This window comes from Lachnoclostridium phytofermentans ISDg (assembly GCF_000018685.1).
GTDB lineage: Bacteria > Bacillota > Clostridia > Lachnospirales > Lachnospiraceae > Lachnoclostridium > Lachnoclostridium phytofermentans.
Map to the genome: position 1 here is coordinate 1,709,739 of NC_010001.1, position 23,378 is coordinate 1,733,116.

At 37.3% G+C, this 23,378-nt stretch carries 23 protein-coding genes and 1 riboswitch; all 23 genes read left to right on the top strand.

Annotation, left to right across the window (positions count from 1 at the left end; all coding sequences use genetic code 11):
* Nucleotides 1–2: 2 nt before the first annotated feature.
* A complete protein-coding gene (gene hemC, locus CPHY_RS07155; protein WP_012199399.1) occupies nucleotides 3–890 on the top strand; it encodes a hydroxymethylbilane synthase in 888 nt (295 codons plus the stop codon).
* Nucleotides 887–2,395 carry a uroporphyrinogen-III C-methyltransferase gene (cobA, locus tag CPHY_RS07160; protein WP_012199400.1) on the top strand — a complete coding sequence of 503 codons (1,509 nt, stop codon included), beginning with the start codon at nucleotides 887–889 and terminating at the stop codon, nucleotides 2,393–2,395. The genes hemC and cobA overlap by 4 nt, the downstream gene beginning before the upstream one ends.
* A 48-nt stretch (nucleotides 2,396–2,443) precedes the next feature.
* Nucleotides 2,444–3,427, top strand: a complete 984-nt coding sequence (gene hemB / locus CPHY_RS07165) for a porphobilinogen synthase (RefSeq protein ID WP_041703326.1) — start codon at nucleotides 2,444–2,446, stop codon at nucleotides 3,425–3,427.
* Nucleotides 3,427–4,710: a glutamate-1-semialdehyde 2,1-aminomutase gene (hemL, locus tag CPHY_RS07170; protein WP_012199402.1), complete on the top strand. Its 1,284-nt coding sequence runs from the start codon at nucleotides 3,427–3,429 to the stop codon at nucleotides 4,708–4,710. Before hemB ends, hemL begins: the two co-directional genes overlap by 1 nt.
* Before the next feature lie 157 nt (nucleotides 4,711–4,867).
* Nucleotides 4,868–6,025, top strand: a complete 1,158-nt coding sequence (gene cbiD, locus CPHY_RS07175) for a cobalt-precorrin-5B (C(1))-methyltransferase CbiD (protein WP_012199403.1) — start codon at nucleotides 4,868–4,870, stop codon at nucleotides 6,023–6,025.
* Complete coding sequence (gene cobI / locus CPHY_RS07180; protein WP_012199404.1) at nucleotides 6,001–6,684, top strand: precorrin-2 C(20)-methyltransferase; 684 nt, start codon at nucleotides 6,001–6,003, stop codon at nucleotides 6,682–6,684. Before cbiD ends, cobI begins: the two co-directional genes overlap by 25 nt.
* Nucleotide 6,685: 1 nt before the next feature.
* A complete protein-coding gene (gene cobM, locus CPHY_RS07185; protein ID WP_012199405.1) occupies nucleotides 6,686–7,444 on the top strand; it encodes a precorrin-4 C(11)-methyltransferase in 759 nt (252 codons plus the stop codon).
* Between the two features lie 113 nt (nucleotides 7,445–7,557).
* On the top strand, nucleotides 7,558–8,613 hold the full coding sequence (cbiG, locus tag CPHY_RS07190) for a cobalt-precorrin 5A hydrolase (protein ID WP_012199406.1): 1,056 nt from the start codon (nucleotides 7,558–7,560) through the stop codon (nucleotides 8,611–8,613).
* On the top strand, nucleotides 8,610–9,338 hold the full coding sequence (cobJ, locus tag CPHY_RS07195) for a precorrin-3B C(17)-methyltransferase (RefSeq protein ID WP_012199407.1): 729 nt from the start codon (nucleotides 8,610–8,612) through the stop codon (nucleotides 9,336–9,338). The genes cbiG and cobJ overlap by 4 nt, the downstream gene beginning before the upstream one ends.
* 42 nt (nucleotides 9,339–9,380) lie before the next feature.
* The gene (gene cobK / locus CPHY_RS07200; protein ID WP_012199408.1) at nucleotides 9,381–11,348 is read left to right on the top strand and encodes a precorrin-6A reductase; all 1,968 of its coding nucleotides are present in this window, start codon (nucleotides 9,381–9,383) and stop codon (nucleotides 11,346–11,348) included.
* 14 nt (nucleotides 11,349–11,362) lie between these two features.
* Nucleotides 11,363–12,721, top strand: coding sequence for a cobyrinate a,c-diamide synthase (locus tag CPHY_RS07205; protein WP_012199409.1), 1,359 nt, complete (start codon nucleotides 11,363–11,365; stop codon nucleotides 12,719–12,721).
* Nucleotides 12,722–12,757: 36 nt separating this feature from the next.
* Nucleotides 12,758–13,282, top strand: a complete 525-nt coding sequence (locus CPHY_RS07210) for a cob(I)yrinic acid a,c-diamide adenosyltransferase (RefSeq protein WP_012199410.1) — start codon at nucleotides 12,758–12,760, stop codon at nucleotides 13,280–13,282.
* A 12-nt stretch (nucleotides 13,283–13,294) separates the two neighbouring features.
* On the top strand, nucleotides 13,295–13,939 hold the full coding sequence (locus CPHY_RS07215; protein WP_012199411.1) for a precorrin-8X methylmutase: 645 nt from the start codon (nucleotides 13,295–13,297) through the stop codon (nucleotides 13,937–13,939).
* A gap of 234 nt (nucleotides 13,940–14,173) precedes the next feature.
* Nucleotides 14,174–14,379, top strand: a riboswitch (cobalamin riboswitch).
* A 209-nt stretch (nucleotides 14,380–14,588) separates the two neighbouring features.
* Nucleotides 14,589–15,488, top strand: coding sequence for a cobalt ECF transporter T component CbiQ (cbiQ, locus tag CPHY_RS07220; protein ID WP_012199412.1), 900 nt, complete (start codon nucleotides 14,589–14,591; stop codon nucleotides 15,486–15,488).
* A 20-nt stretch (nucleotides 15,489–15,508) separates the two neighbouring features.
* Entirely contained in the window at nucleotides 15,509–16,360 is an 852-nt protein-coding gene (locus CPHY_RS07225; protein ID WP_012199413.1) for an energy-coupling factor ABC transporter ATP-binding protein, read from the top strand.
* 70 nt (nucleotides 16,361–16,430) lie between these two features.
* Nucleotides 16,431–17,183 (top strand): energy-coupling factor ABC transporter permease, encoded by a 753-nt coding sequence (locus CPHY_RS07230; RefSeq protein ID WP_012199414.1) that lies wholly within the window; start codon nucleotides 16,431–16,433, stop codon nucleotides 17,181–17,183.
* On the top strand, nucleotides 17,183–17,515 hold the full coding sequence (locus CPHY_RS07235; RefSeq protein WP_012199415.1) for an energy-coupling factor ABC transporter substrate-binding protein: 333 nt from the start codon (nucleotides 17,183–17,185) through the stop codon (nucleotides 17,513–17,515). Before CPHY_RS07230 ends, CPHY_RS07235 begins: the two co-directional genes overlap by 1 nt.
* Nucleotides 17,516–17,682: 167 nt before the next feature.
* Nucleotides 17,683–18,468, top strand: coding sequence for a sirohydrochlorin cobaltochelatase (locus CPHY_RS07240; protein WP_012199416.1), 786 nt, complete (start codon nucleotides 17,683–17,685; stop codon nucleotides 18,466–18,468).
* A gap of 233 nt (nucleotides 18,469–18,701) precedes the next feature.
* Complete coding sequence (locus CPHY_RS07245; protein ID WP_012199417.1) at nucleotides 18,702–19,460, top strand: hypothetical protein; 759 nt, start codon at nucleotides 18,702–18,704, stop codon at nucleotides 19,458–19,460.
* A gap of 73 nt (nucleotides 19,461–19,533) precedes the next feature.
* On the top strand, nucleotides 19,534–19,854 hold the full coding sequence (locus CPHY_RS07250; RefSeq protein ID WP_041703329.1) for a flavodoxin family protein: 321 nt from the start codon (nucleotides 19,534–19,536) through the stop codon (nucleotides 19,852–19,854).
* A 252-nt stretch (nucleotides 19,855–20,106) separates the two neighbouring features.
* Nucleotides 20,107–21,033 (top strand): carbohydrate ABC transporter permease, encoded by a 927-nt coding sequence (locus CPHY_RS07255; protein ID WP_012199419.1) that lies wholly within the window; start codon nucleotides 20,107–20,109, stop codon nucleotides 21,031–21,033.
* A gap of 19 nt (nucleotides 21,034–21,052) precedes the next feature.
* Complete coding sequence (locus CPHY_RS07260; RefSeq protein ID WP_242657973.1) at nucleotides 21,053–21,895, top strand: carbohydrate ABC transporter permease; 843 nt, start codon at nucleotides 21,053–21,055, stop codon at nucleotides 21,893–21,895.
* A 62-nt stretch (nucleotides 21,896–21,957) separates the two neighbouring features.
* Nucleotides 21,958–23,307, top strand: coding sequence for an ABC transporter substrate-binding protein (locus tag CPHY_RS07265; protein ID WP_012199421.1), 1,350 nt, complete (start codon nucleotides 21,958–21,960; stop codon nucleotides 23,305–23,307).
* Nucleotides 23,308–23,378: the final 71 nt, after the last annotated feature.

Here is a 23,378-nt window from a genome sequence, read left to right on the forward strand (position 1 = left end):
CAATGAGAATAATTCGTATCGGAAGCAGAGAAAGTGAACTGGCAGTTAGACAGTCGAGAATACTGATTGATTCTATAAAACAATATCATAATGAAATAGAGACTGAGCTTATTACCATGAAGACGACAGGAGATATCATACTGGATAAAAGCCTAGACAAAATTGGAGGAAAAGGTCTCTTTGTAAAGGAGCTAGATTTAGCGCTTATCGAAGGGAGAAGTGACCTGTCGGTACATAGCTTAAAGGATATGCCAATGGAAACGCCGGAGGAATTACCTATTTTAGCATTTTCAAAAAGGGAGGATCCAAGAGATGCGCTGGTTTTACCATTAGGATGTACAGAAATTGACCCTGTTTTACCAATTGGATGTTCCAGCCAGAGACGAATGCTTCAACTAAAAAAGATTTATCCAGGTGCCAATTATAAAGGAATCAGAGGAAATGTACTTACTAGGCTTGAGAAACTTGATAGAGGAGAATATGGTGCTCTTGTCTTAGCTGCGGCAGGGTTAAAGAGATTGGGATTAGAAAGCCGTATCAGCCGAATCTTTACGACGGAGGAAATTATTCCAGCTGCCGGACAGGGGATACTGGCTGTTCAGGGAAGAGCGGGTGAAAGTTATGAATTCTTAAAACAATTTCATAATGAAGAGGCAACCTTTCAAGCAGTATGTGAGAGAGCATTTGTAAAGACATTGAATGGAGGATGCAGTTCCCCGGTAGCAGCATATGCAAAGGTTGAAGATGAAATGATTACAGTAACAGGCTTATATTTCGATGAAATAACCGGTGATTATATCACTGGAAATCTTACCGGAAAGAAGGAAGATGCAGAGCAACTGGGGGAGATGTTAGCGAATAAGCTTAGAACGGAATGGTGCATGCGATGAAGAAAGGGAAGGTTTGGCTTGTAGGAGCAGGTCCTGCAGAAACAGACTTACTGACAATTAAAGCAAAAAAGGCAATCGAGCAGGCTGATGTGGTAGTTTACGACAGACTGGTTGGTCAGGGAATCCTGATGATGATACCTGAGGATGTAAAATGTATTGATGTTGGGAAGTGTGCTGGAAATCATACGATGCCTCAAAAACAAATTAATCAAATTTTATTACAAGAAGCTATGTCTGGCAAACAAGTTGTACGCTTAAAAGGTGGAGATCCGTTCCTATTTGGAAGAGGCGGAGAAGAACTCGAGTTGTTAAGTGAATATGACATACCCTTTGAAATAGTACCCGGTATAACATCTGCCATATCCGTACCAGCATATCATGGAATTCCGGTAACCCATCGTGATTATTGTTCTTCCGTTCATATCATTACGGGGCATAGGGGAAAAGATAAGCCCTATGATATAGATTTTGATGCACTTGTTCGCACCAAGGGAACGCTGGTATTTTTGATGGGGGCTTCCGCTCTGGGAGATATTTGCGATGGATTAATGAGGGCAGGTATAGAAACAGATATGCCAGCTGCAATCCTACAAAAAGGTACTACATCAAAGCAAAAACAAATTGTTGCGACAATTGGTACGCTAGAACAGGAAGTAAAAAGACAAGGGGTCGAAACTCCAGCAATTATCGTAGTGGGGAAAGTATGTCAGCTAGCGAATGATTTTTCCTGGTACGAAAAACGTCCATTATCAGGTAAGAAGATTGTGGTTACCAGACCGAAGGAGCTAGTTTCAACTCTTTCTGAAAAGCTGAAAAGTAAGGGAGCTGAAGTATTGGAGATTCCAACCATACGAATTGCTCCATTAAAAAATAATATTGTTTTGAAAAATACACTTTTGCAACTAGATCAGTTTCAATGGCTGGTATTTACAAGCCCTTCCGGAGTAGATGTCTTTTTTAACGCGATGAAGGAAGAAAAAATAGACATCAGAAAGCTGGCTAATCTAAAAGTTGCAGTTGTTGGTGAAGGAACCAAAAAGAAAGTGGAAGACAGGGGAATCCTGGTTGACCTGATTCCGGAAAATTACTATGGGAAATCCCTTGGAAAATCAATCAGAATGAGTTGCTGCGACGGAGATAGAATCCTTATTCCGAGGGCAAGTATTGGAAATGAAGAAATCATGGAAGAGATTAAAAAGAATCCACTGTTGGAAGTTATGGATATTCCAATCTATGATACGGTATATTCTACACCAGACATAATTAACTTAAAGGATGAATTTGAACGTGGAAATATTGATTTTGCCGTATTTACAAGTAAATCTACGGTGACGGGATTTGTCAAGGCAACAAAAGACTTGGATTATCACTTAGTGAATGCAGTTTGTATTGGAGAGCAGACCAGGGATGAAGCACAGAAAAATAATATGAAAACCTGGATGTCAAAAAAGGCTACAATTGATAGTCTTGTTGAAACGATCGAAGAGTTAGCAAGTGTTATATAGAGTGATGAATAGAATGCATTGAATGTATAGAGAGGCATGGCGGTAAAAATGGATATGATACAAAGACCAAGAAGACTAAGAAACAATTCGATACTCAGAAAAATGGTGAGAGAAACCAGAATGGATAAATCCTCCTTAGTATATCCTGTGTTTATTAAAGGAGGAGTAGGAATTGAAGAAGAAATCAAATCTATGGAGGGACAGTTTCGCTACAGTATTGACCGTCTTCCATATAAGCTAGAGGAATTAGCGAAAGCTGGCATTGATAAAGTTTTATTGTTTGGAATTCCGGAAGAAAAAGATGAATGTGGAAGTTCTGCATTTGATGATAATGGAATCATTCAGAAAGCACTTCGTTCCTTAAAAATGCAATTTCCCGAGATGTACTGTATCACTGATGTATGCATGTGTGAGTATACCTCCCATGGTCATTGTGGAATCTTAAATGGCGATAAGGTTGATAATGACAAGACATTAGAGTATTTGGCGAAGATAGCATTATCTCATGCAGAGGCTGGAGCAGATATGATTGCACCGTCTGATATGATGGATGGCAGGATAGGGGCGATTAGAAGAATGTTAGATAGCAATCAATTAGAACATATTCCTATCATGTCCTATGCAGTAAAGTATGCATCAGCTTTTTATGGACCATTCCGAGAAGCAGCAGGCTCAGCTCCTGCTTTTGGCGATCGCAAAACCTATCAAATGGATTATCACAATAAAAGAGAAGCAATGAAAGAGGCATTGCTTGATATAGAAGAGGGTGCAGACATTATTATGGTAAAGCCGGCACTTTCTTATCACGACGTAATCAACGAGGTGTCCAATGCTGTACAAGTTCCTGTTGCTGCGTATAGTGTAAGTGGAGAATACGCAATGGTAAAAGCAGCTGCAAAGGCTGGATTTATTAACGAAGCAGATGTTATATGCGAAATGGCAACAGGTGCATATCGAGCGGGTGCGAGTATCTATATTACTTATTTTGCAAATGAACTGGCAAGATATATGGATGAAGGGAGAATTGGCTAATGACTAGATCAGAAGAACTTTTTAAAGAAGCACTTAAGGTTATCCCAGGTGGAGTTAATAGTCCGGTAAGGGCATTTGGTTCTGTCGGAGAAAGTCCAAGGTTTATTAAGAGGGCAGAGGGTGCCCATTTGTATGACGTAGATGGTAAAGAATATATTGATTATATCTGTTCCTGGGGACCAATGATTTTAGGACATAATCATCCAGATATTTTAGAAAGTGTAGTACAAGCCTGTCAGAATGGTTTAAGCTTCGGAGCTGTCACAGAGATGGAAGTTAAGATGGCAAAGCTGATTTGCGAGTTGGTTCCTTCGATTGAAATGGTTCGTATGGTGAATTCAGGCACCGAGGCTGTTATGAGTGCCATTCGTGTTGCAAGGGGCTATACCGGTAGAAACAAAATAATAAAATTCAATGGGTGCTATCATGGACATAGCGACGGTCTGCTTGTAAAAGCGGGATCAGGTGTAATGACAGCGGGAGTTCCGGATAGTCTTGGCGTACCAAAAGGGTGTACGGAGGATACTCTTACTGCAAATTATAATGATATTACCGGTGTTCAGGAATTATTTAACCAATATAGGAGTGATATTGCAGCAGTAATTGTTGAACCAGTAGCTGCCAATATGGGAGTTGTTCTTCCGAAGGAAGGTTTTTTACACGGATTAAGAAAGCTATGTAATGAGAATGGGACAGTACTTATTTTCGATGAGGTAATCACAGGTTTTCGTCTTGGGATAGATGGTGCCCAGGGGTATTATGGGGTAACACCGGATTTGACTACTTACGGAAAAATCATAGGAGCAGGTATGCCAGTTGGAGCCTATGGGGGGCGTAAAGAAATCATGGAAGTCGTAGCACCCCTTGGAGCCGTATACCAGGCAGGAACCTTAAGCGGTAATCCGGTTGCTATGACGGCGGGCTATACTCAGCTGACAATTTTAAAAGAAAATCCAGATTATTATACAAAGCTAAATCAGATGGGTGAGCTGTTATTTGGTGATATTGAGATGAAATTCAGACGTGCTGGAATTCCATTTCAAATGAATCATGTCGGTTCTTTAGGAAGCTTGTTCTTTGCCAAGGAGGAAGTGTATGATTATCAATCTGCAAAGGCTTCTGATACAGAACAATATAAAGCATATTTTAAATATATGCTAAATAAGGGCATTTATTTGGCACCTGCACAGTTTGAAGCTATGTTCTTATCTGTGGCACATGGAGAAGAAGAAATAAAACAAACATTAGATACAATGGATGGTTTTTTAGAGTCAGTAAGATAAAATAAGGCTTTTAAAAATCAGAAAGATAAAATAAGTTTTTTAGAGCCAGCAAGATAGAATAAGTCTTGATCTGATTCTGAGCACTCTGGGGAACTCCCTTATACACAGCTTTGTGGTTGATTAAGTACTCATTCTTTGAAAGGAGGTTCAGATTCACTTGGAATATAAGAACGGACTGGAAGATTTGTATATATTAAAGGATAACAAGAAATTAAGATATGGATATACTACCGGATCGTGTGCGGCTGCAGCGGCTAAGGCAGCAACCTTAATGCTGCTTTGTAAAACAGAAGTACATTATGTGGATCTGATGACTCCGAAGGGGATCCGATTAAATCTCAAAATTTTAGATATTATCATGGAAGAGGATTCTGTTACTTGCGCTGTGCAAAAGGATAGTGGAGATGATCCGGATGTAACCAATGGTATTATGGTATATGCAAAGGTTTCTAAGAATGAGGAAGGAACTGTTTGTATTGATGGTGGTATTGGTGTTGGAAGGGTAACAAAAGCAGGATTGGAGCAGCCCAAAGGTAATGCGGCAATCAATAGAGTTCCAAGACAAATGATTACAGATGCTGTAATGGAAGTATGCGATGAAAATGATTATGCCAGCGGAATCAATGTAGAGATCATCATTCCTCAGGGAGTTGAAATAGCAAAACGAACCTTTAATCCCAATTTAGGGATTGTGGGTGGTATTTCTGTGCTTGGAACCAGTGGTATCGTAGAGCCGATGAGTGAAGCTGCACTCATTGAAAGTATTCGTGTCGAAATGAAAATGGCTGTGGCAAACGGAGCAGAATATCTACTACTTTCACCAGGTAATTATGGTGCGGACTTTACAAAGGAAAACCTGTCCATTCCCAACGTGCAATCCATTAAGTTTAGTAATTATGTGGGAGAAGCGATTGATATCGCAAATGAGTTAGGTGTAAAAGGGATATTATTTATCAGCCATATTGGAAAGTTCATAAAAGTGGCGGGTGGTATCATGAATACCCATTCCAAATACGCAGATGCAAGAATGGAGATTCTTGCGGCAAATGCTGTTTTAGCAGGAGCCTCTATCCATACTTTAGAAGAAATATTAAAATGTGTAACCACCGATGAGGCACTTGCCATATTAGAATTATCTGGAATAACGGAAAAAACAATGGAGCATGTAGTGGAAAAGATAAAACATTACCTGAATCGCAGAGCGTATGAATCCATGGAAATAGGTGCCATTATCTTTTCTAACGAGTATGGAATATTAGGACAAACAGAAAATGCAAAGGAGTTACTTCGATGTTTGGAAAATTGTACGGAGTAGGAGTTGGGCCGGGAGATCCGGAGCTATTAACCATAAAGGCAGTAAGGATTCTAAAAGAAGCAGACATTCTTGCGGTGCCAGGAGAAGAAAAGGAAAGTAGCGTTGCCTATAAAATTGCAAGTCAGTCAGTAAAAGAGATTGACAACAAGAAAATCATTTCTATCCATATGCCAATGACAAAGGATGAAAAACGTCTGGAGGAGAGTCATAACAACGGGGCTGGTGAAATCATCAGTTATTTAGAACAAGGAAAAAATGTGGCATTCCTCACTTTGGGAGACCCAACTATCTATTCCACCTATATCTATTTACATAAGATAGTAAGTGAAAGAGGTTATGAAACAGAAATCATAAGCGGGATTCCATCCTTTTGTGCGGTAGCTGCAAAACTAAATCAAGGGTTGGTGGAGAAAAACGAGCAGTTACATGTGGTTCCATCTTCCTATGATATTAAGGATGCCATGGAGCTTTCTGGTACGAAAGTATTGATGAAATCCGGTAAAAAAATAAGCTCAGTGGTAGAACACCTGAAAACACTTAATTGTCAGGCTTCCATGGTTGAAAACTGTGGAATGGAAAACGAAAGAATTTATCAAAGTCTGGATGAAATAAAGGATGATGCAGGTTACTATTCGTTAATTATTGTAAAGGAGAATTAGAATGGTACATTTTGTTGGTGCGGGATCAGGGGCGGCTGATTTGATTACTGTCCGTGGGCATGGGCTTTTAAAGGAAGCAGACATTATTATTTACGCAGGATCTTTGGTGAATCCGGAACTATTAGAAGTAAAGAAAACAGACTGTGAAGTTCATAATAGTGCAACCATGACGTTAGAAGAAGTTATGGAGGTAATGATACGGGGAGAAGCAGAAGGAAAATTGATCGTGAGGCTTCATACCGGCGATCCATGCTTGTATGGTGCCATTCGTGAGCAGATGGATTTACTAGATGAAAAAAATATTGCTTATGAAGTGTGTCCCGGAGTTAGCTCATTTTGTGGTGCAGCTTCTGCTTTGAATCTCGAGTATACCTTACCTGACGTGTCACAGAGTGTCATTATCACACGGATGGCAGGCAGGACTCCGGTTCCTGAAAAAGAAGAAATTGCATCCTTCGCAGCTCATCAAGCTACTATGGTTATCTTTCTTAGCACGGGAATGTTAAAGCAATTATCTGAGCAGCTCATTGCGGGAGGATATGATAAAGATACTCCGGCAGCGATTGTTTATAAGGCAACTTGGAAGGATGAGAAGAAATTTATTTGTACGGTAGATACGCTTGCACAAACAGCAGTGGAGAATAATATTACAAAAACTGCTCTGATTATTGTGGGTGATGTAATTGCCCATAGCAACTATCGTCGTTCTGAGCTGTATAATCCCACTTTTTCTACTGAGTTCCGACCGGCTAGTGTATGATAAATTATCTTAGGGTACCCGAAACTTGTCCAGTGTGGAAAAGGAAAAGCAGATAAGAAAATGCAAGATATTTACAGAATGTTGTACTAGCATAGGAAGGAGGAATAGATGGTATGAAAGTTAGCTTAATTAGTTTTACATTAAATGGAGCGAAGCTCGGTCACAATCTTTTGATGCTTCTAAAAGTACAGGAATATGAAGCAAGAGCATTTACCATCGGAGCCTATGCACAAGAAACAGGATTGGAATCCATTAATGAGCCTTTGAAGGAATGGACGAAAAGGCAGTTTGATGAAGCGGAGGGGATTATTTTCATCGGTGCAACAGGGATTGCAGTAAGAGCGATTGCTCCGTTTGTCAAAGATAAAACGAAGGATCCGGCAGTTCTCGTAATAGATGAAAAAGGAGAGTTTGTGATTCCACTTCTCTCGGGTCATATTGGGGGAGCTAATGAATTGGCATATGAGATCGCTAGTCTCATTAGAGCTATTCCAGTTATTACAACTGCAACTGATATCAATCAGAAATTTGCAGTTGATTTATTTACTAAGAAAAATAATTTATATATATCCAGAATGGATTACGCAAAAGAAATATCAGCAGCAGTTTTAAATAATAGGAAGATTGGATTTGAGAGCGACTTTCCGGTGATTGGTACACTTCCCAATGACCTTACAGATAATAATGATCTGACAAATAATGAGGATTGTGAATATGGGATATGCATTTCTCTGAATGAAAAGAAAGAACCATATGAGAGAACCTTAAACCTTATTCCCAAAATAATAACCCTGGGGATTGGGTGCAGAAAAGGGAAAGCATCGGATGAGATTGAAAAGGTCGTTTCTGAGGTATTGAAGATGAATCATGTATCCATTCATTCGGTCGCGAATGTTTCATCCATAGATTTAAAGAAAGAAGAAGCAGGACTATTGGAATTTTGTGATAAATTTGATTTAAAATTGATTACTTATCCGGCAGAAGTGTTAGAAAAAGTGCAAGGAAACTATAATGAATCAGACTTTGTAAAGTCTGTAACCGGAATCGGAAATGTGTGTGAAAGAGCTGCTATTCTTGGGAGCTGTAGTGGAACTCTGTTACAGAAAAAATTTGCAGAAAATGGTGTTACCGTTAGCATAGCGAGAAAAGACTGGAGTGTGAGATTTTGAATAAAATATATGTAATTGGTATAGGACCTGGCGAATATGAACAGATGACGATGAAAGCGATGAAAGCATTAGAAAACAGTGATGTAATCGTTGGATATACCGTGTATGTTGATTTGGTAATGACTTATTTTCCGAAAAAAGAGTTCTTGACTACTCCTATGAAGAAGGAAGTGGATCGATGTATTCTGGCTTTTGAGGAAGCAAAAAAGGAAAAGATAGTTTCCATGATTTGCAGTGGTGACGCTGGGGTGTATGGAATGTCAGGCCTTATTCTTGAACTAGCAGAACAGTATCCGGAAACAAGTATAGAAATCATACCAGGAGTTACGGCAGCATTAGCCGGTGGAGCAATACTTGGAGCACCACTCATGCATGATTTTGCTGTAATAAGTCTTAGTGATTTGCTTACTCCATGGGAAAAGATTGAAAGCAGGTTGGAATGTGCAGCGAAAGCAGATTTTGTAATCTGTTTATATAATCCATCCAGTAAGAAGCGTTTTGATTATTTGCAGAGAGCATGTGATATTGTTCTGAAATGTGCAAATCCAGGCACCCCTTGCGGCATTGCAGGTAATATTGGAAGGGACGGAGAAGCTATGAGTGTTATGCCTTTAAAGGAGTTACGTGAAGCTACAGTTGATATGTTCACAACTGTTTTTATTGGTAATTCACAAACAAAAATCATCAATGGGCGAATGGTAACACCAAGAGGCTATGAATTTTAATGGTTTAAGAAGTTACATGTGATGGAAGGAGGTAGGCAGGGTATGAGTAAGGTTCTGATTTTTGCAGGTACGGTAGAAGGTAGAAGAATTGCAGAATATTTAATCAGATCTGGTATAGCTATCCATGTATGTGTTGCAACGGAATACGGTGAGAAGCTCCTTCAAAAAGGGGACGGGATTACCATAACATCGAAGCGTTTGGATACCGCTGAAATGAAAGCAGTAATGATAGAGCAAAAGATATCTCTTGTAATCGATGCAACCCATCCTTACGCGGTTTTAGTATCACAAAATATTAAACAGGCATGCATGGAGACAGAGATAGAATATATGAGAATGCTAAGAGATAGCATACAGAAACAGGCTGAGCATTGTATTTATATGGATTCCATTGAAGAAGCTGCCCAGTATCTTAAAAATACGGAAGGAAATGTTCTGCTTACAACCGGAAGTAAAGAACTGGCAAAGTTTACAGAAATCACAGATTATAAAAGCCGCCTCTTTGCTAGAGTTTTGTCGACTCCGAGTGTCGTTGCCGAGTGCTCAAGGCTTGGATTTGAAGGTAGAAATCTGATTTGTATGCAGGGACCTTTTTGCGAAGAATTAAACTATGCGATGCTAAAACAAATTGATGCAAAATATCTAGTAACAAAGGAATCAGGAAGTGCGGGAGGATTTTTGGAAAAGCTTAATGCAGCCAGTATGGCTGGAGTTCAATCCATCGTAATAGGACGACCAAGCAAAGAAGAAGGGATTACATTTGAGGAATGCTTGAGTGTATTACGCGGACGCTTTCAAATTGAGAGTAAGAAAAAGATTACACTACTTGGTATAGGTATGGGTTCCCTAGAAAATATGACGATAGAAGGCAGAAATGCATGTGAAAATGCAGATGTTTTAATTGGAGCCAAAAGGATGTTAGAGTCTTTGGAGCAATTTCATAAACCGGTATTTGTTTCGTATCGAGCTGAAGAAATCTGTGAATTTGTGAATAACCATGAGGAATACCAGAGTTTTGTTGTGGCACTATCTGGAGATACCGGATTTTATAGTGGAGCCACAAAATTGATTCAAGCATTAGATGATTATGAGCTAGAGGTCTTACCAGGTATTTCTTCTGTGGTTTATCTGTGTTCCAAATTAAAAATGACATGGCAGGATGTAAAGTTCATCAGTAATCATGGAAGATATGAGAATGTAATTGCAGCAGTGAAAAACCATGAAAAGGTATTTTCTCTGTTAGGAGGACAGGACTGTGTCAGAAGTCTTTGTCAAAAACTCATAGACTATGGATTAAATGAGGTAATTGTATATCTCGGAGAACAATTATCCTATGAGAATGAAAAGATTACGGTAGGTAGTCCATCTCAACTGCTAAACCATACATTCGTAGAACCATGCGTTGTTCTAATAGAAAACAAGGAAGCAAGACTATCAGTCACAACCCATGGATTTTCAGATGAGAGTTTTATCCGTGGTAAAGTACCAATGACGAAGGAGGAAATACGAAGTATTTCTATTTCAAAGCTTCGGTTAACCAAGAACGCAGTTGTTTACGATATAGGTGCGGGCACAGGTTCTGTTTCGGTTGAAATGGCGTTACAAGCCATAGAGGGTACTGTTTATGCTGTTGAAAAGAAGTCAGAAGCAATTGGCTTGATTGAAGAAAATAAAAAGAAGTTTGGTGCAGATAATTTGGTTGTGATAGAAGGCATTGCGCCAGAAGCAATGGAACAATTACCTGTACCTACCCATGCATTCATTGGAGGAAGCTCTGGTAACTTACGAGACATCATGAAGCAGCTACTTAAAAAAAATCCTAATGTTCGGATTGTAATAAATGCAATTACGTTGGAGACAATTTCAGAGGCATTGGAGTGTATAAAGAGTCTTGAAGTTGCGGAGACGGAAGTAGTGCAGGTTTCTGTTTCAAAATCACAGCAGATTGGCGAGTATCACATGATGATGGGACAAAATCCTGTTTTTATTATCTCATGTACTGGTAAATAGTAATGGAGGAAAATATGGAACTGCCTAGAATTATGATTGGAGCTCCAGCTAGCGGAAGCGGTAAAACATTGGTTACCTGTGGGATTTTGCAGGCTTTTGTGAATCGAGGGTTAAAGGTTGCTTCTTTTAAATGTGGCCCAGATTACATTGATCCATTGTTTCACTCAAAGGTCATAGGAACAAAGTCAAAAAACCTAGATACCTTTTTTAGCAAGGAAGATACAATTAAATATTTATTTGGTAAAACGGCGAAGGAAGTTGATATATCCGTAATGGAAGGTGTTATGGGGTATTACGATGGAGTAGGCGGGATATCGACGCAGGGCTCATCCTACGAGCTTGCTGGGATTACCAATACCCCATCAATTCTTGTGATAAATTGCAAAGGGATGAGCCTTTCACTTATTCCGTTGATACAAGGATTCTTACAATACCGAAGTGACAGTAATGTAATCGGTATTATATTAAATCAAATGTCGCAAAGCTTGTATATGCCAATCAAAGAACAAATTGAGAAAGAGCTTGGAATAAAAGTTCTTGGATATGTGCCGTTTGCAAAAGAGCTGGTAATTGAAAGTAGACATTTAGGCCTGGTCATGCCAGAAGAACTGGAAGATTTTCATTCCAAATTAAATAAACTTGCGGGTATCATTGAGAAGACCGTTAATTTAGATGAAATATTGAAGATTGCTAAAAAGGCAGGGGATCTTAGTTATTCCATACCTGAAATACCAAAAGTGGATAGAGAAGTGAATATAGCAATTGCTAAGGATGAGGCATTCTGCTTTTATTATCAGGATAATCTGGATCTCTTACAGGAGATGGGAGCCAAGCTGGTTGAATTCTCTCCGATACATGATAAAGAACTACCAAAACATATTGATGGCATTCTGTTGGGTGGCGGATATCCAGAATTGGTAGCAGAAAAGCTCAGTGCAAATAAAAGTATGAGGGAGAGCATTAAGGCTGCATTAAACAATGGGCTGCCTTGTCTTGCTGAATGCGGAGGCTTTATGTATCTCCACCAACAAATGGAGGACATATCAGGAAAAAGTTATCCTATGGTTGGGAGCATTGTTGGAGGAGTTTTTAAAACAGACAAATTAAAAAGGTTTGGTTATATAACCTTAACTGCAAACCAGGAACAAATGGTTGCTGATTGTGGTGACAGCATAGTGGCACATGAGTTTCACTATTTTGATAGTAATGCATGTGGAGAAAGCTTTACGGCCAGTAAGCCATTACGAAAGACACAGTGGAGCTGTATTCATGGAAATGAGAATATGGCGGTCGGATTTCCTCATCTCTATTACTATTCCAATATGAGAGTACCGTTTCGCTTCCTTAGCACATGTTTAAATAGAAAAAAGTGAAATTAGAATAAAATATGAAATGACAGAGAGGGGAATATGAGAGGCTTAATTCATATTTATGCAGGAGATGGAAAAGGTAAGACCACTGCATCCATTGGACTGAGTGTTCGATGTGCAGGTAGTGGAGGGGATGTAGTGTTTGCACAGTTCATAAAAAATAACCAATCAAGTGAGCTGAACATCCTTAAACAGTTACCTAATATTCAAGTTATAACCTGTGATAAAACATTTGGATTTATTTCAAAGTTAACAGAAAGTGAAAGACTTGAAGCGAAAAAAGTATATAGCGATCATTTTTGCAATGTGATAAAACAGGTAAAGTCAAAGGATTGCAAAATGCTTGTACTAGATGAGATTATTGGAGCATATAATTACAATGTAATTGATCGGCAAGAGTTAATTGACTTTTTGAAAAGCAAACCAGAATCCTTAGAAGTGATTTTGACGGGAAGGAATCCGGCTAAAGAATTGCTTGATATGGCAGACTATGTATCTGAGATAAAGAAAATAAAGCATCCATTTGACCAGGGGATTTGTGCAAGAATTGGAATTGAAAAGTAGGAGTTAATCAGAATGAAAATAGATTTAGAAAATGTTTTACCAGCTGATATTGAAAGGAGAAGTTTCGAAATAATCGAGCAGGAGTTAGGTGGGAGAATCCTTGATAAAGAAAAAGCTCCGATAATCAAACGCGTAATACATACATCTGCTGATTTTGAATATGCTGATTCATTGATGTTTTCTGAAAACGTAGTGGAATATGCCTTAGCTGCGATAAGACGAGGAGCCTGTATTGTCACCGATACTGAAATGGGAAAGGCGGGGATTAATAAAAAGGTTCTAGCGAAATATGGAGGTGAGGTACTTTGTTTTATGGCAGATGAGGAAGTTGCTAGGATTGCTAAGATAAACGGAAGTACAAGAGCAACCGCAAGTATAGATAAAGCAGCCCTACTCGATAAAGAAATCATATTTGCCATAGGGAATGCCCCTACTGCGCTTGTGCGTCTTTATGAACTGATAACTGAAAACAAAATAAAACCAGCTTTGGTAATAGGAGTCCCTGTTGGGTTTGTTAATGTGGTACAGTCAAAAGAGTTGGTCATCAATTCTTCAGCTCCATACATTGTCGCGCGAGGAAGAAAAGGCGGAAGTAATGTGGCAGCAGCAATATGTAATGCTTTGCTCTATATGGTTGATGAAACTAGAGGAGCATAATGTATTTAGAAATATTTTAGAATAATGTATTTAGAAATATTTTAGTATAATGTATTAAGAAATATTTTAGTATAATGTATTTAGAAATATTTTAACATAATGGATTTATAAATATTTTAGTGTAATGAGTCTGTAATTATTACTTGTAAATATTAGCGTTATGCATTTGTAAGTATTTTTTAACTCAGCCATATTCCTAAGTTAGAGTAAAATTTATTTATATAAAAAAACTGAATAGAATTGAATTATACAAATTTTGTGCGAGTTCTCTCGTACAGGAAGTTGGGTGCAATTCCCACACAGGAGCGCTACTGTGATAACGGAGCAGTTTTCGAAAAGAACCTGAATAGTATGTTCTTTGACCACTGGAAGTAATTCTGGGAAGGTGAAAAATTTGCGGTGATGTTTAAGTCAGAATACATTTGTATAATGAAATGTACTGTATATTGTTTCAATATACAAAAACTCTTCGATCTCAAGAGGTACACACCTGATAGCTGCAATTTTTTAGAGAAGATTGTATTATTTCTTTTACCCTAAAATAATTACAGTATATTTGTGTGCTAAAATTACAGAACAAAGCTGTATTGAGTTCGTTTGAACTTAGTATGGCTTTTTTTAATTTTAGATGGAAGGCAAGGTTATTTATATGACAAAATTAATTGCTTTTTGCACCATATTTGTGGTGGCTGTCATTTTTTCTATATGGGAATTTCGAAAAAAACATGTTCATAGCAACAGTGCACATAAGCATCATCATGGAATAAAACATAAGCATGGAGAAGGGTTTTCCATTGACTTATATGCTTATACATCTCATATCAGAGACTGGAGTTCTGATTTTAAAGTTACCTTTTCAGTCATAGTCATGATTTTAAGTATTGTACTGAACAATCCTTATGTATCCGTTGTAATTATTTTTGCAATGGCTTATATCACTGTGGTAAAAGGTGGTTTGTCGATAACAGAATATTTATCATTTTTGGCGATTCCATTATCTTTTATTTTGCTTGGTACATTTACGATTGCCATTGATTTTTCAAAAGAACCAATAGGTCAATATAATTTGTATCTTGGCTTTTGTTATGTATTTACTTCTTTAGTACAACTAAAGAAAATGTTGTTTTTAATACTTAAAGTTTTTGCAGCTGTAAGCGCTCTACAGATGATGACATTATCTACTCCATCAAGTGAAATCATCGCTGTTTTAAGAAAAGTTCATATGCCAAAACTCATTCTTGAATTAATGAACCTAATTTACCGTTTTATTTTTATTCTAGTTGATGTTTATAGGCAGATGAAAAACTCAGCAGAAGCACGTCAGGGTTATTGTGATTTTAGGACCTCTTGTATTACTTTTGGGAGTATTGCAAGTAATATGCTTGTCGTTTCACTGAAAAAGGCAAATGCTTATTACAATGCTATGGAAGCCAGATGTTACGATGGGGAATTACATTTTTTGGAAGAAAAAAAAGCGATAAAGTGGAATCAACTAATTGCAGCAACTGCATTTATTATGTTTCTGTTTTTGCTCTGGGGAATCATGTGATGGAGAGGAAAGTGTGAATAATGAAGAAACCAATATTACAGGTTGAAAATTTATATTATGCCTATGGAAGTGGAGAGACCGTATTAAACGGAGTGAATGTCGAGATTTACGAAGGCGAAAAAATAGCGGTGGTAGGCTCAAATGGTTCTGGAAAATCTACATTTTTTCTAAATGTGAATGGTGTACTGACCCCAGATCAGGGGGAAATAACTTACCGGGATACGATAATCAATAAGAAAAATTTAAGAGAACTTCGAAAAAACATTGGAATTGTATTTCAGGATGCAGATAACCAGATTATTGCTTCTACCGTAAGGGCTGAAGTAGGATTTGGTCCAATGAACTTAAAACTTCCCAAAGAGGAGGTTAAAAAACGGGTTGAAGAAGCATTGGAATACATGAACATTACGGAGTTTATTGACAGACCACCTCATTATTTAAGTGGAGGAGAAAAGAAGCGGGTATCGATTGCTGATATCATAGCTATGAAATCAGATGTCATCATATTTGATGAACCAACGGCAGCGTTGGATCCTTTAAATGCAACGATGCTAGAAGATGTTCTAGAGAAACTGAATATGGAAGGTAAAACAATGTTGATTTCTGTCCATGATGTGGATTTTGCATACCGATGGGCGGAAAGGGTGCTTGTATTTCATCGAGGAAAAATTATTGCGGATGGAACACCGCTAGAAATATTCCAAAATGAAGAAATTTTAATTCAAACAAATTTAAAGCAACCAATTATGTTAGAAGTCTATGAAGCTCTTATAGAAAAACAGATATTAGAGGATTTAAAGATATATCCCAAAACACCCGCGGAATTTAGAAATATCCTGGGGAACAAGTATAGTTCATTAAGCATGAGGTAAACGAAATGCTTTTGATAAATTAATGTAATAGTTTTTAGTGACGTCCCATTAAAAACAAAAAGGAGGAAAAATGAATAAGAAAGAAAAAAGAATTGTTGCTATTGCAGCAGCATTTGCGTTATGTTTTGGAATTTCTCCAGCAGTAAACGCAATGCACATCATGGAAGGATATCTTCCACCGAAATATTGTATCACTTGGGGGATACTGTCTATTCCATTCCTTGTAGCTGGATATTTTTCAATCAAGAAAACGGTATCTAAGCAACATAGATCGATTACTATGCTTGCGATGGCAGGTGCGTTTGTTTTCGTACTTTCATCCCTGAAGATACCTTCAGTTACAGGTAGCTGCTCACATATGACGGGTACCGGATTAGGTGCCATTTTATTTGGACCAAGTGCAGTTAGTATTCTTGGTATTATCGTACTTATTTTCCAAGCTATTTTACTTGCTCATGGTGGATTGACGACACTTGGCGCAAATACATTTTCAATGGCGATTGCAGGCCCATTTGTTTCGTTTGGCATCTATAAATTATGTCAAAAGTTAAAAGTTAATAAGCTTTCTGGAATTTTTCTTGCAGCATTTGTTGGTGATTTATTTACATACTGTGTAACGAGTATCCAGCTTGCTCTTGCCTATCCTTCAAGTAATGGTGGTGTAGGAGCTTCTGCTCTTAAATTCCTTGCAGTCTTTGCACCGACACAGGTACCATTGGCTATTATTGAAGGTATTTTAACTGTAGTTATTATGATTGGATTAGAAACATATGCGAAGGCAGAGCTGAACGATTTAGGCTTGGTGAATGGAGGTATTAATTAATGTCAAAGACAAAAAGAACAGTTATAATCTTATTAGTTGTTGCTGTATTAATTGCAGTTATCCCGTTATTCGTGTTAAAGGGCGCTGAATTCGGTGGCTCTGATGATGCAGGTAGCCAAGTTGTTTCAGAGATTACAGGCGAAGAATATGAACCATGGTTTACTCCTGTTATGGAAACATGGATTGGTGGAGAATTACCAGGTGAAATTGAAAGCTTAATCTTTTGCGTACAGACCGGTATTGGTGTAGGTGTTTTAGCTTTCTTTATGGGTAGATTTGTAGAGAGAACAAAAAAAGAAAATAGACAAGCAAAAGAAAATGTAATGAGTTAAATTCTAAGCCTCATCTAGTCTTATTCTGGATGGGGCTTGGAATTTTGGTATAGCAGTACCAAATACTAAGATGGTAAATTCTTAGATTAATACTATAAAGATAGGTAGAGGTGATAGTGTGGTAAATCAAGGCTTTTCACACTATTGCGACAGAATGGAGGATTTATATGAAAAGAAAAGCAATTCTTGTAGTAAGTTTTGGTACAAGTCATAATGATACACGTCAAAAGACGATTGATCAAATTGAGATGGATATACAACAGGAATATCTGGAGTATGCTATCTATCGTGCATTTACAAGTAAAATGATTATAAATATTCTAGGGAGTAGAGATGGAATTCATGTATTTACAATGACAGAAGCAATGGAGCAGATGAAACTAGATGGCATTGAAGAAGTTATTGTTCAACCTACACATATTTTAAATGGAATTGAAAATGACATCATGATTCACGACGTCAATTTATATAAAGAAGACTTTAATGTTATTTTATTTGGAGCACCGTTATTGAATGTGACTGAGGATTATAAGAAGGTAATAAAAGCATTTGTAAAGAAGATACCAGCACTCAGCCAAAATGAAGCTATCGTTTGTATGGGACATGGATCAGAGCATTATACCAATGCATCCTATGCCGCTCTTGATTATATGTTTAAGTCGCAAGGATATGATAATATTTATGTTGCAACGGTGGAAGCATACCCATCTCTTGAAGATATAATAGAGAAATTGAGGGAAAATAAGTATCGTAAGATTATACTTATTCCATTCATGATAGTGGCTGGGGATCATGCCAAAAACGATATGGCTGGTGATGAAGATGATTCATGGAAAGTTATTTTGGAGAGCGAGGGTTTTGAAGTTACTTGCGTGCTGGAAGGACTTGGAGAGAATTCGGATATTCGAAGAATATTTGTTGAACATATAAATGAAGTACTCACAAGTGAATAAAAAGATTCTGATGTTAGTTGAGAAACTGATCTTATTATATGTGATGTAGGTATTCGCAGAGCCGTCTGTAATCTTGTTGGAGAGAATAAATTCGAGGTAACAGCCACCTTGCGGTGTAGTAATAAATATAGATAGAAAGTTATAAGTGTACAATGATATAATATGAATTGTTGCATATTGTAATAGAAAGCGAACTAAAGTTTTCTAAGAATTTTGACAGGAGAGTGATTAAGATGAAAAACCAAATTAAAAGTATGCTTATTGTGTTTCTATTATTTATTTCAATTACTGGATGTTCGAGTGCGAAAAAAAGTTTAGACACAAACAATAATAATAGTACAAATGGTAACGAAATTTCTAAAACCAGTGTTCCAACAAGTCCAACTCCTACCATTTTAGATAGTATTAATGAAAACACAGAGACCCAGATACCTTCCAATAATTCAGGATTGGAAGCTTATAAAGCAGTATTGCAGAACAAAACTGAATTCTTCAGCACAGATAACAATAAAAAATTATGTTTGAATGATTTTTTAACAAACAAAGAAAACTATGACACTATCTTCAATGTAACGCACTTTACGGTACTAGACATGGAGGATGGCAAAGTAGTTGTTCTTGAATTATCAGTAGGCGATCAACCAGAGTTTTATGAAATCCTTCATTATGCAAATGATACAGTGTATGGATACCTTATTGTGTACAGGGGGTTAGAACAGCTAAAAGCGGATGGAACATTTCTTTACTCTAGCGGTGCAGCAGATAATGGTATCGGAAAATTAAAATTCGAGTCAGATACCCTTGAAACGGATATATTAGGGTACAGTAAATCAAATCAGAGCGATGATAAATTAGTCATATTATATTCCATTCATAATCAACCAGTTACGAAAGAACTCTTTGATGCTTTCGTGAATGAACAGCTTGAAAAAAAAGATGTCATATGGCATGAATTTTCTCAAAAAAATATGGAAGAAATCTTTGGACTATGATTAAAAACTAAACTTTAAACATGATACATACAGATGATAGATACGGCAAATTATTGAAATGAGGGGATTTAATATGTTAGGAACACAAGTAAACTTATACTACTATTCGGGAACCGGTAATACCTTGCTGGTAGTTAAGGAAATGATAAAAATCTTTTCTGCAAGAGGGATACAGGTTACTCTCCATAAAATTGAATATACGGACCCAAAGAAAATAGATACCGAAAAAGCTATCGGACTTGCTTTCCCGGTTGCTTTCCAGTCTACATTTCCCTTTGTATGGAATTTCCTTAAAGCTCTACCCCAGACGGAAGGGACTCCTGTTTTCATGATAGATACAATGATGGCCTTCATGCGAAGTATGCATGCGGTGCCTCAGTTTCTGCCCAGCTAATGCTGTACTCATTCCGGGGAAAAAGTTCAAACAATATCGAGTCATTAAGGCAAAGGAACTATGAAACCAAAACTTGAATCAAACGCCGAGTCTATGTTTTTCTTTTTGAAAAGCGTAGGCTCTTTTTTTTGCTCTGAATACGCCATATCTTGAAAATGTCATGAAATGAACATAATCAGTAATTAGAAGGAATTATCTCAAATGACATCTGATTGTATAATCAATACATAGGAATAAGAAACGAGGAATGATATGAAAACATTTGTCATTAATAAAAAAAGGTATATCAAAAATAAGCATAAAGATAATTTAACAGCGTTTTTATTTTTACTACCCTGCTTGATAGGCTTTGTGGCATTCATCGTATTCCCTGTAGTAGCATCATTACTGCTGGGCTTTACGGAGTGGAATTTCCTAGGGGGATTAAAAGGAATTAAATTTATTGGACTTGATAATTTTAAAACACTATTAAGCGGTAAGGATTTGTGGTTTAACGAGTCGTTTAAAAACACGCTTATATTCGCAGCTATAACAGTACCGGTAGGTTTGGCATTGGGACTTATTGTTGCAACCGTTATGAATAAATATGTATATTGCTCTGGATTATTCAAAGTAATTGTTTTTATACCTTATATCTCTAGTGTTGTAGCTTCGGTAATTGTATGGCAGGTTATGTTGCAGCCATCCTATGGACCAATCAATTCTATATTGACTTCTTTAGGAATTTCAAATCCGCCAAAGTGGTTTGTTGATCCAAAATGGGCTATGCCAACCATTATAATATTTCAAATATGGCAGACACTTGGCTATAACGTAATCGTGTTTATGGCAGGCTTAAAAGGAATTTCAAGTGAGCTTTATGAAGCGGCATCCATTGATGGAGCCTCAGAATTACGGAAGTTTAAAGATATAACAATTCCTTTAATTTCACCTACAACGTTCTTCTTATCTACCATGGGTATCATTGGTTCGTTCAAAGTATTTGATTCTATCAGTGTTGCTACGAAAGGCGGACCGGGAAATGCAACTTCGGTCGTTGCGTTTTATATTTACCGAGAAGCTTTTGAACTATATCGAATGGGAACCGCAAATGCTGCAGCATGGATTATGTTTATCATTATCTTTGTTGTTACCATGATACAACTTAGGGGACAAAACAAATGGGTTACTTACGACTAAGAAGAGGCGGGGCGATTAAGTGAAAAAGAGTATGTATAAGAAAAAGATTATAAAAAAGTTGATTACAACAATAGTTCTCGGTTTATTTATATTAACTATGTTATTTCCTTTACTATGGATGCTGTCAACTTCGTTTAAATTGGAGATAGATGTATTTAATTTCCCAATTGAATGGATTCCACCCAAGTTCACACTTAATAATTACATAAAAATTTGGAGAGGTAATTATAACTTTCCATTATATTATTGGAATACAATCAAAGTTACGGTATTAGTTGTATTGATTCAAATTGTTATTTCATCTATGGCTGCATATGCATTTGCAAAACTTGATTTTAAATTTAAGAATCTACTATTTTCTATATTTTTAGCGACAATGATGATTCCGGATCAGGTAACTTTGGTACCACGATTTATGCTGTTAACTAAAATGCAACTTTTAAATTCACATTTCGGATTAATACTAATGTTATCCTTTAGTGTTTACGGAGTTTTCTTACTGCGACAGAGTATGATTGCCCTGCCGGATACTATAATCGAAGCAGCAAAAATTGATGGAGCAAATCATTTTATTATATTTATAAGAATAGTCCTTCCGATGACGAAATCAATTATAGCAACTTTAGCAATTTTAAGATTTGTATGGACCTGGAATGATTATCAAAACCCATTGATTTTCCTTCGTGACAGCAAGTTATTTACCTTACAGTTAGGAATGCAGCAGTTTGCATCTGTATCGGGAACGTTCTATTCCTTACTGATGGCAGCATCTGTTTGTGCTATTGTGCCACTCCTACTAGTGTTTATAATTGGTCAGAATTATGTAATTGAAGGTATCGCATCCGGTGCGGTAAAGGGATAAAACTGCATATAAAACTGGAAAGACCAGTTTATTATATGATATAATGAAAAAGGAGGTTTACTATGAAAAAAATTTTAGTATTATTCATGGTTTTTACACTCAGCGTGTCTACGCTTGTTGGATGTGGGGGCAAGACAGATGAGAAAACCGGAACAACGCCAACCACCAAAGGAACATCGGATGAGGTAATTGAACTTACCTATCTGACCTATAATGGTACCAGAGATGCAGCTGGCAATTTGATCGTTCAGAATATGGCTGATGCTTATATGGCAGAACATCAAAATGTTAAGATTATAGTTGATATTCAAGCAGAGAATAATTCAACGGATTTCTTGACAAAATTGGATTTATTACAATTAACTGGCCAGACCGGAGATATCATTCAGATTCCTAGTTATAGAGAATATGCTCCGAGAGCTGCGGAAGGTTTCTTTGCATCGATTAATGATGTGTTAACATCAGAAGGGATTAAGTATGATGATGTATATGCATACCCTTCCGTAGTTAATGGAACCTACTATGGGATTCCAAGTGAGCCGGGAATTTACGTTGTATTTATTAACAAAGAAATGTTAGACGAAGCAGGATTACCAATACCGAAAGAAGGCTGGACCTGGGATGACTATAGGGATTATGCTGTTGCCATGACAAAGGGCGAAGGTGCAAATAAAGTATATGGTTCTTATTTACATACATGGTCAGAATTCAGAAGAGAAGGCTTATACAATGCGGTTTTAGACAACCCGTTTATCAAGGCGGATGGTACATCTAATTTAGACAGCCCTCTGTTTGGTGAATGGTTACAGTTTATGTATGATATTGAGAACACCTATGGTTGTCAAGTTCCTTATGCAGATGCCAAAGCGACAAGCATGGCATACAGAGATGTATTTTTACAAGGGAAGGCAGCTATGACCGTGATTGGTACATGGGTATATTCCGACATAGTAAATACAGAAACATATCCACATGATTTTCAGACTGTAACTGCTCCTTTCCCAGTATTTGCGGATGGTAAGGCAGGAGTAACACAAGGTGGAATTAGCTATAACTGCGTCGGTGCAGGAACAGAGCATGTGAAAGAAGCTTATGATTTTGCAAGATATATGTCAAATGAAGGGGCTGTCTCACAAAATATTTTCCCAGCAACAAAAGACGGTGATATTGTGTCCGTATTAAAAGCTAAAGTTGGTGACAGAACAGATTTGGTTGATATTGATTCCGCAGTAAAAGTGTGGACAAGTAATGATTTAGTGCCGAATATTGTTACCAACAAGCCTGATAAGTTTGTAGAAATAGATAGTATTTTCAATACAGAATCAGAAAAGTTCTTATTGGGAGGACAGAATCTAGAAACAACATTGAAAAATCTTCAGGATCAGGGAAATGCTATTATTAATCAAAAATAAAAGTATGGTATAATAATCTCAAACAGGGATGGGCATTTGCTTATCTCTTTTTGAGATTTTGCACAATAAGT

What these genes read in the sequence shown, in the direction of transcription:
- cobM (WP_012199405.1), top strand. Translation starts at nt 6,686, where the DNA reads ATGGTACATTTTGTTGGTGCGGGATCAGGGGCGGCTGATTTGATTACT.
- hemL (WP_012199402.1), top strand. Translation starts at nt 3,427, where the DNA reads ATGACTAGATCAGAAGAACTTTTTAAAGAAGCACTTAAGGTTATCCCA.
- cobA (WP_012199400.1), top strand. Translation starts at nt 887, where the DNA reads ATGAAGAAAGGGAAGGTTTGGCTTGTAGGAGCAGGTCCTGCAGAAACA.
- CPHY_RS07240 (WP_012199416.1), top strand. Translation starts at nt 17,683, where the DNA reads ATGAAAAGAAAAGCAATTCTTGTAGTAAGTTTTGGTACAAGTCATAAT.
- CPHY_RS07225 (WP_012199413.1), top strand. Translation starts at nt 15,509, where the DNA reads ATGAAGAAACCAATATTACAGGTTGAAAATTTATATTATGCCTATGGA.
- cbiQ (WP_012199412.1), top strand. Translation starts at nt 14,589, where the DNA reads ATGACAAAATTAATTGCTTTTTGCACCATATTTGTGGTGGCTGTCATT.
- cobI (WP_012199404.1), top strand. Translation starts at nt 6,001, where the DNA reads ATGTTTGGAAAATTGTACGGAGTAGGAGTTGGGCCGGGAGATCCGGAG.
- hemC (WP_012199399.1), top strand. Translation starts at nt 3, where the DNA reads ATGAGAATAATTCGTATCGGAAGCAGAGAAAGTGAACTGGCAGTTAGA.
- cbiG (WP_012199406.1), top strand. Translation starts at nt 7,558, where the DNA reads ATGAAAGTTAGCTTAATTAGTTTTACATTAAATGGAGCGAAGCTCGGT.
- CPHY_RS07230 (WP_012199414.1), top strand. Translation starts at nt 16,431, where the DNA reads ATGAATAAGAAAGAAAAAAGAATTGTTGCTATTGCAGCAGCATTTGCG.
- CPHY_RS07210 (WP_012199410.1), top strand. Translation starts at nt 12,758, where the DNA reads ATGAGAGGCTTAATTCATATTTATGCAGGAGATGGAAAAGGTAAGACC.
- CPHY_RS07215 (WP_012199411.1), top strand. Translation starts at nt 13,295, where the DNA reads ATGAAAATAGATTTAGAAAATGTTTTACCAGCTGATATTGAAAGGAGA.
- hemB (WP_041703326.1), top strand. Translation starts at nt 2,444, where the DNA reads ATGGATATGATACAAAGACCAAGAAGACTAAGAAACAATTCGATACTC.
- CPHY_RS07265 (WP_012199421.1), top strand. Translation starts at nt 21,958, where the DNA reads ATGAAAAAAATTTTAGTATTATTCATGGTTTTTACACTCAGCGTGTCT.
- cobK (WP_012199408.1), top strand. Translation starts at nt 9,381, where the DNA reads ATGAGTAAGGTTCTGATTTTTGCAGGTACGGTAGAAGGTAGAAGAATT.
- CPHY_RS07235 (WP_012199415.1), top strand. Translation starts at nt 17,183, where the DNA reads ATGTCAAAGACAAAAAGAACAGTTATAATCTTATTAGTTGTTGCTGTA.
- CPHY_RS07205 (WP_012199409.1), top strand. Translation starts at nt 11,363, where the DNA reads ATGGAACTGCCTAGAATTATGATTGGAGCTCCAGCTAGCGGAAGCGGT.
- CPHY_RS07245 (WP_012199417.1), top strand. Translation starts at nt 18,702, where the DNA reads ATGAAAAACCAAATTAAAAGTATGCTTATTGTGTTTCTATTATTTATT.
- CPHY_RS07250 (WP_041703329.1), top strand. Translation starts at nt 19,534, where the DNA reads ATGTTAGGAACACAAGTAAACTTATACTACTATTCGGGAACCGGTAAT.
- CPHY_RS07255 (WP_012199419.1), top strand. Translation starts at nt 20,107, where the DNA reads ATGAAAACATTTGTCATTAATAAAAAAAGGTATATCAAAAATAAGCAT.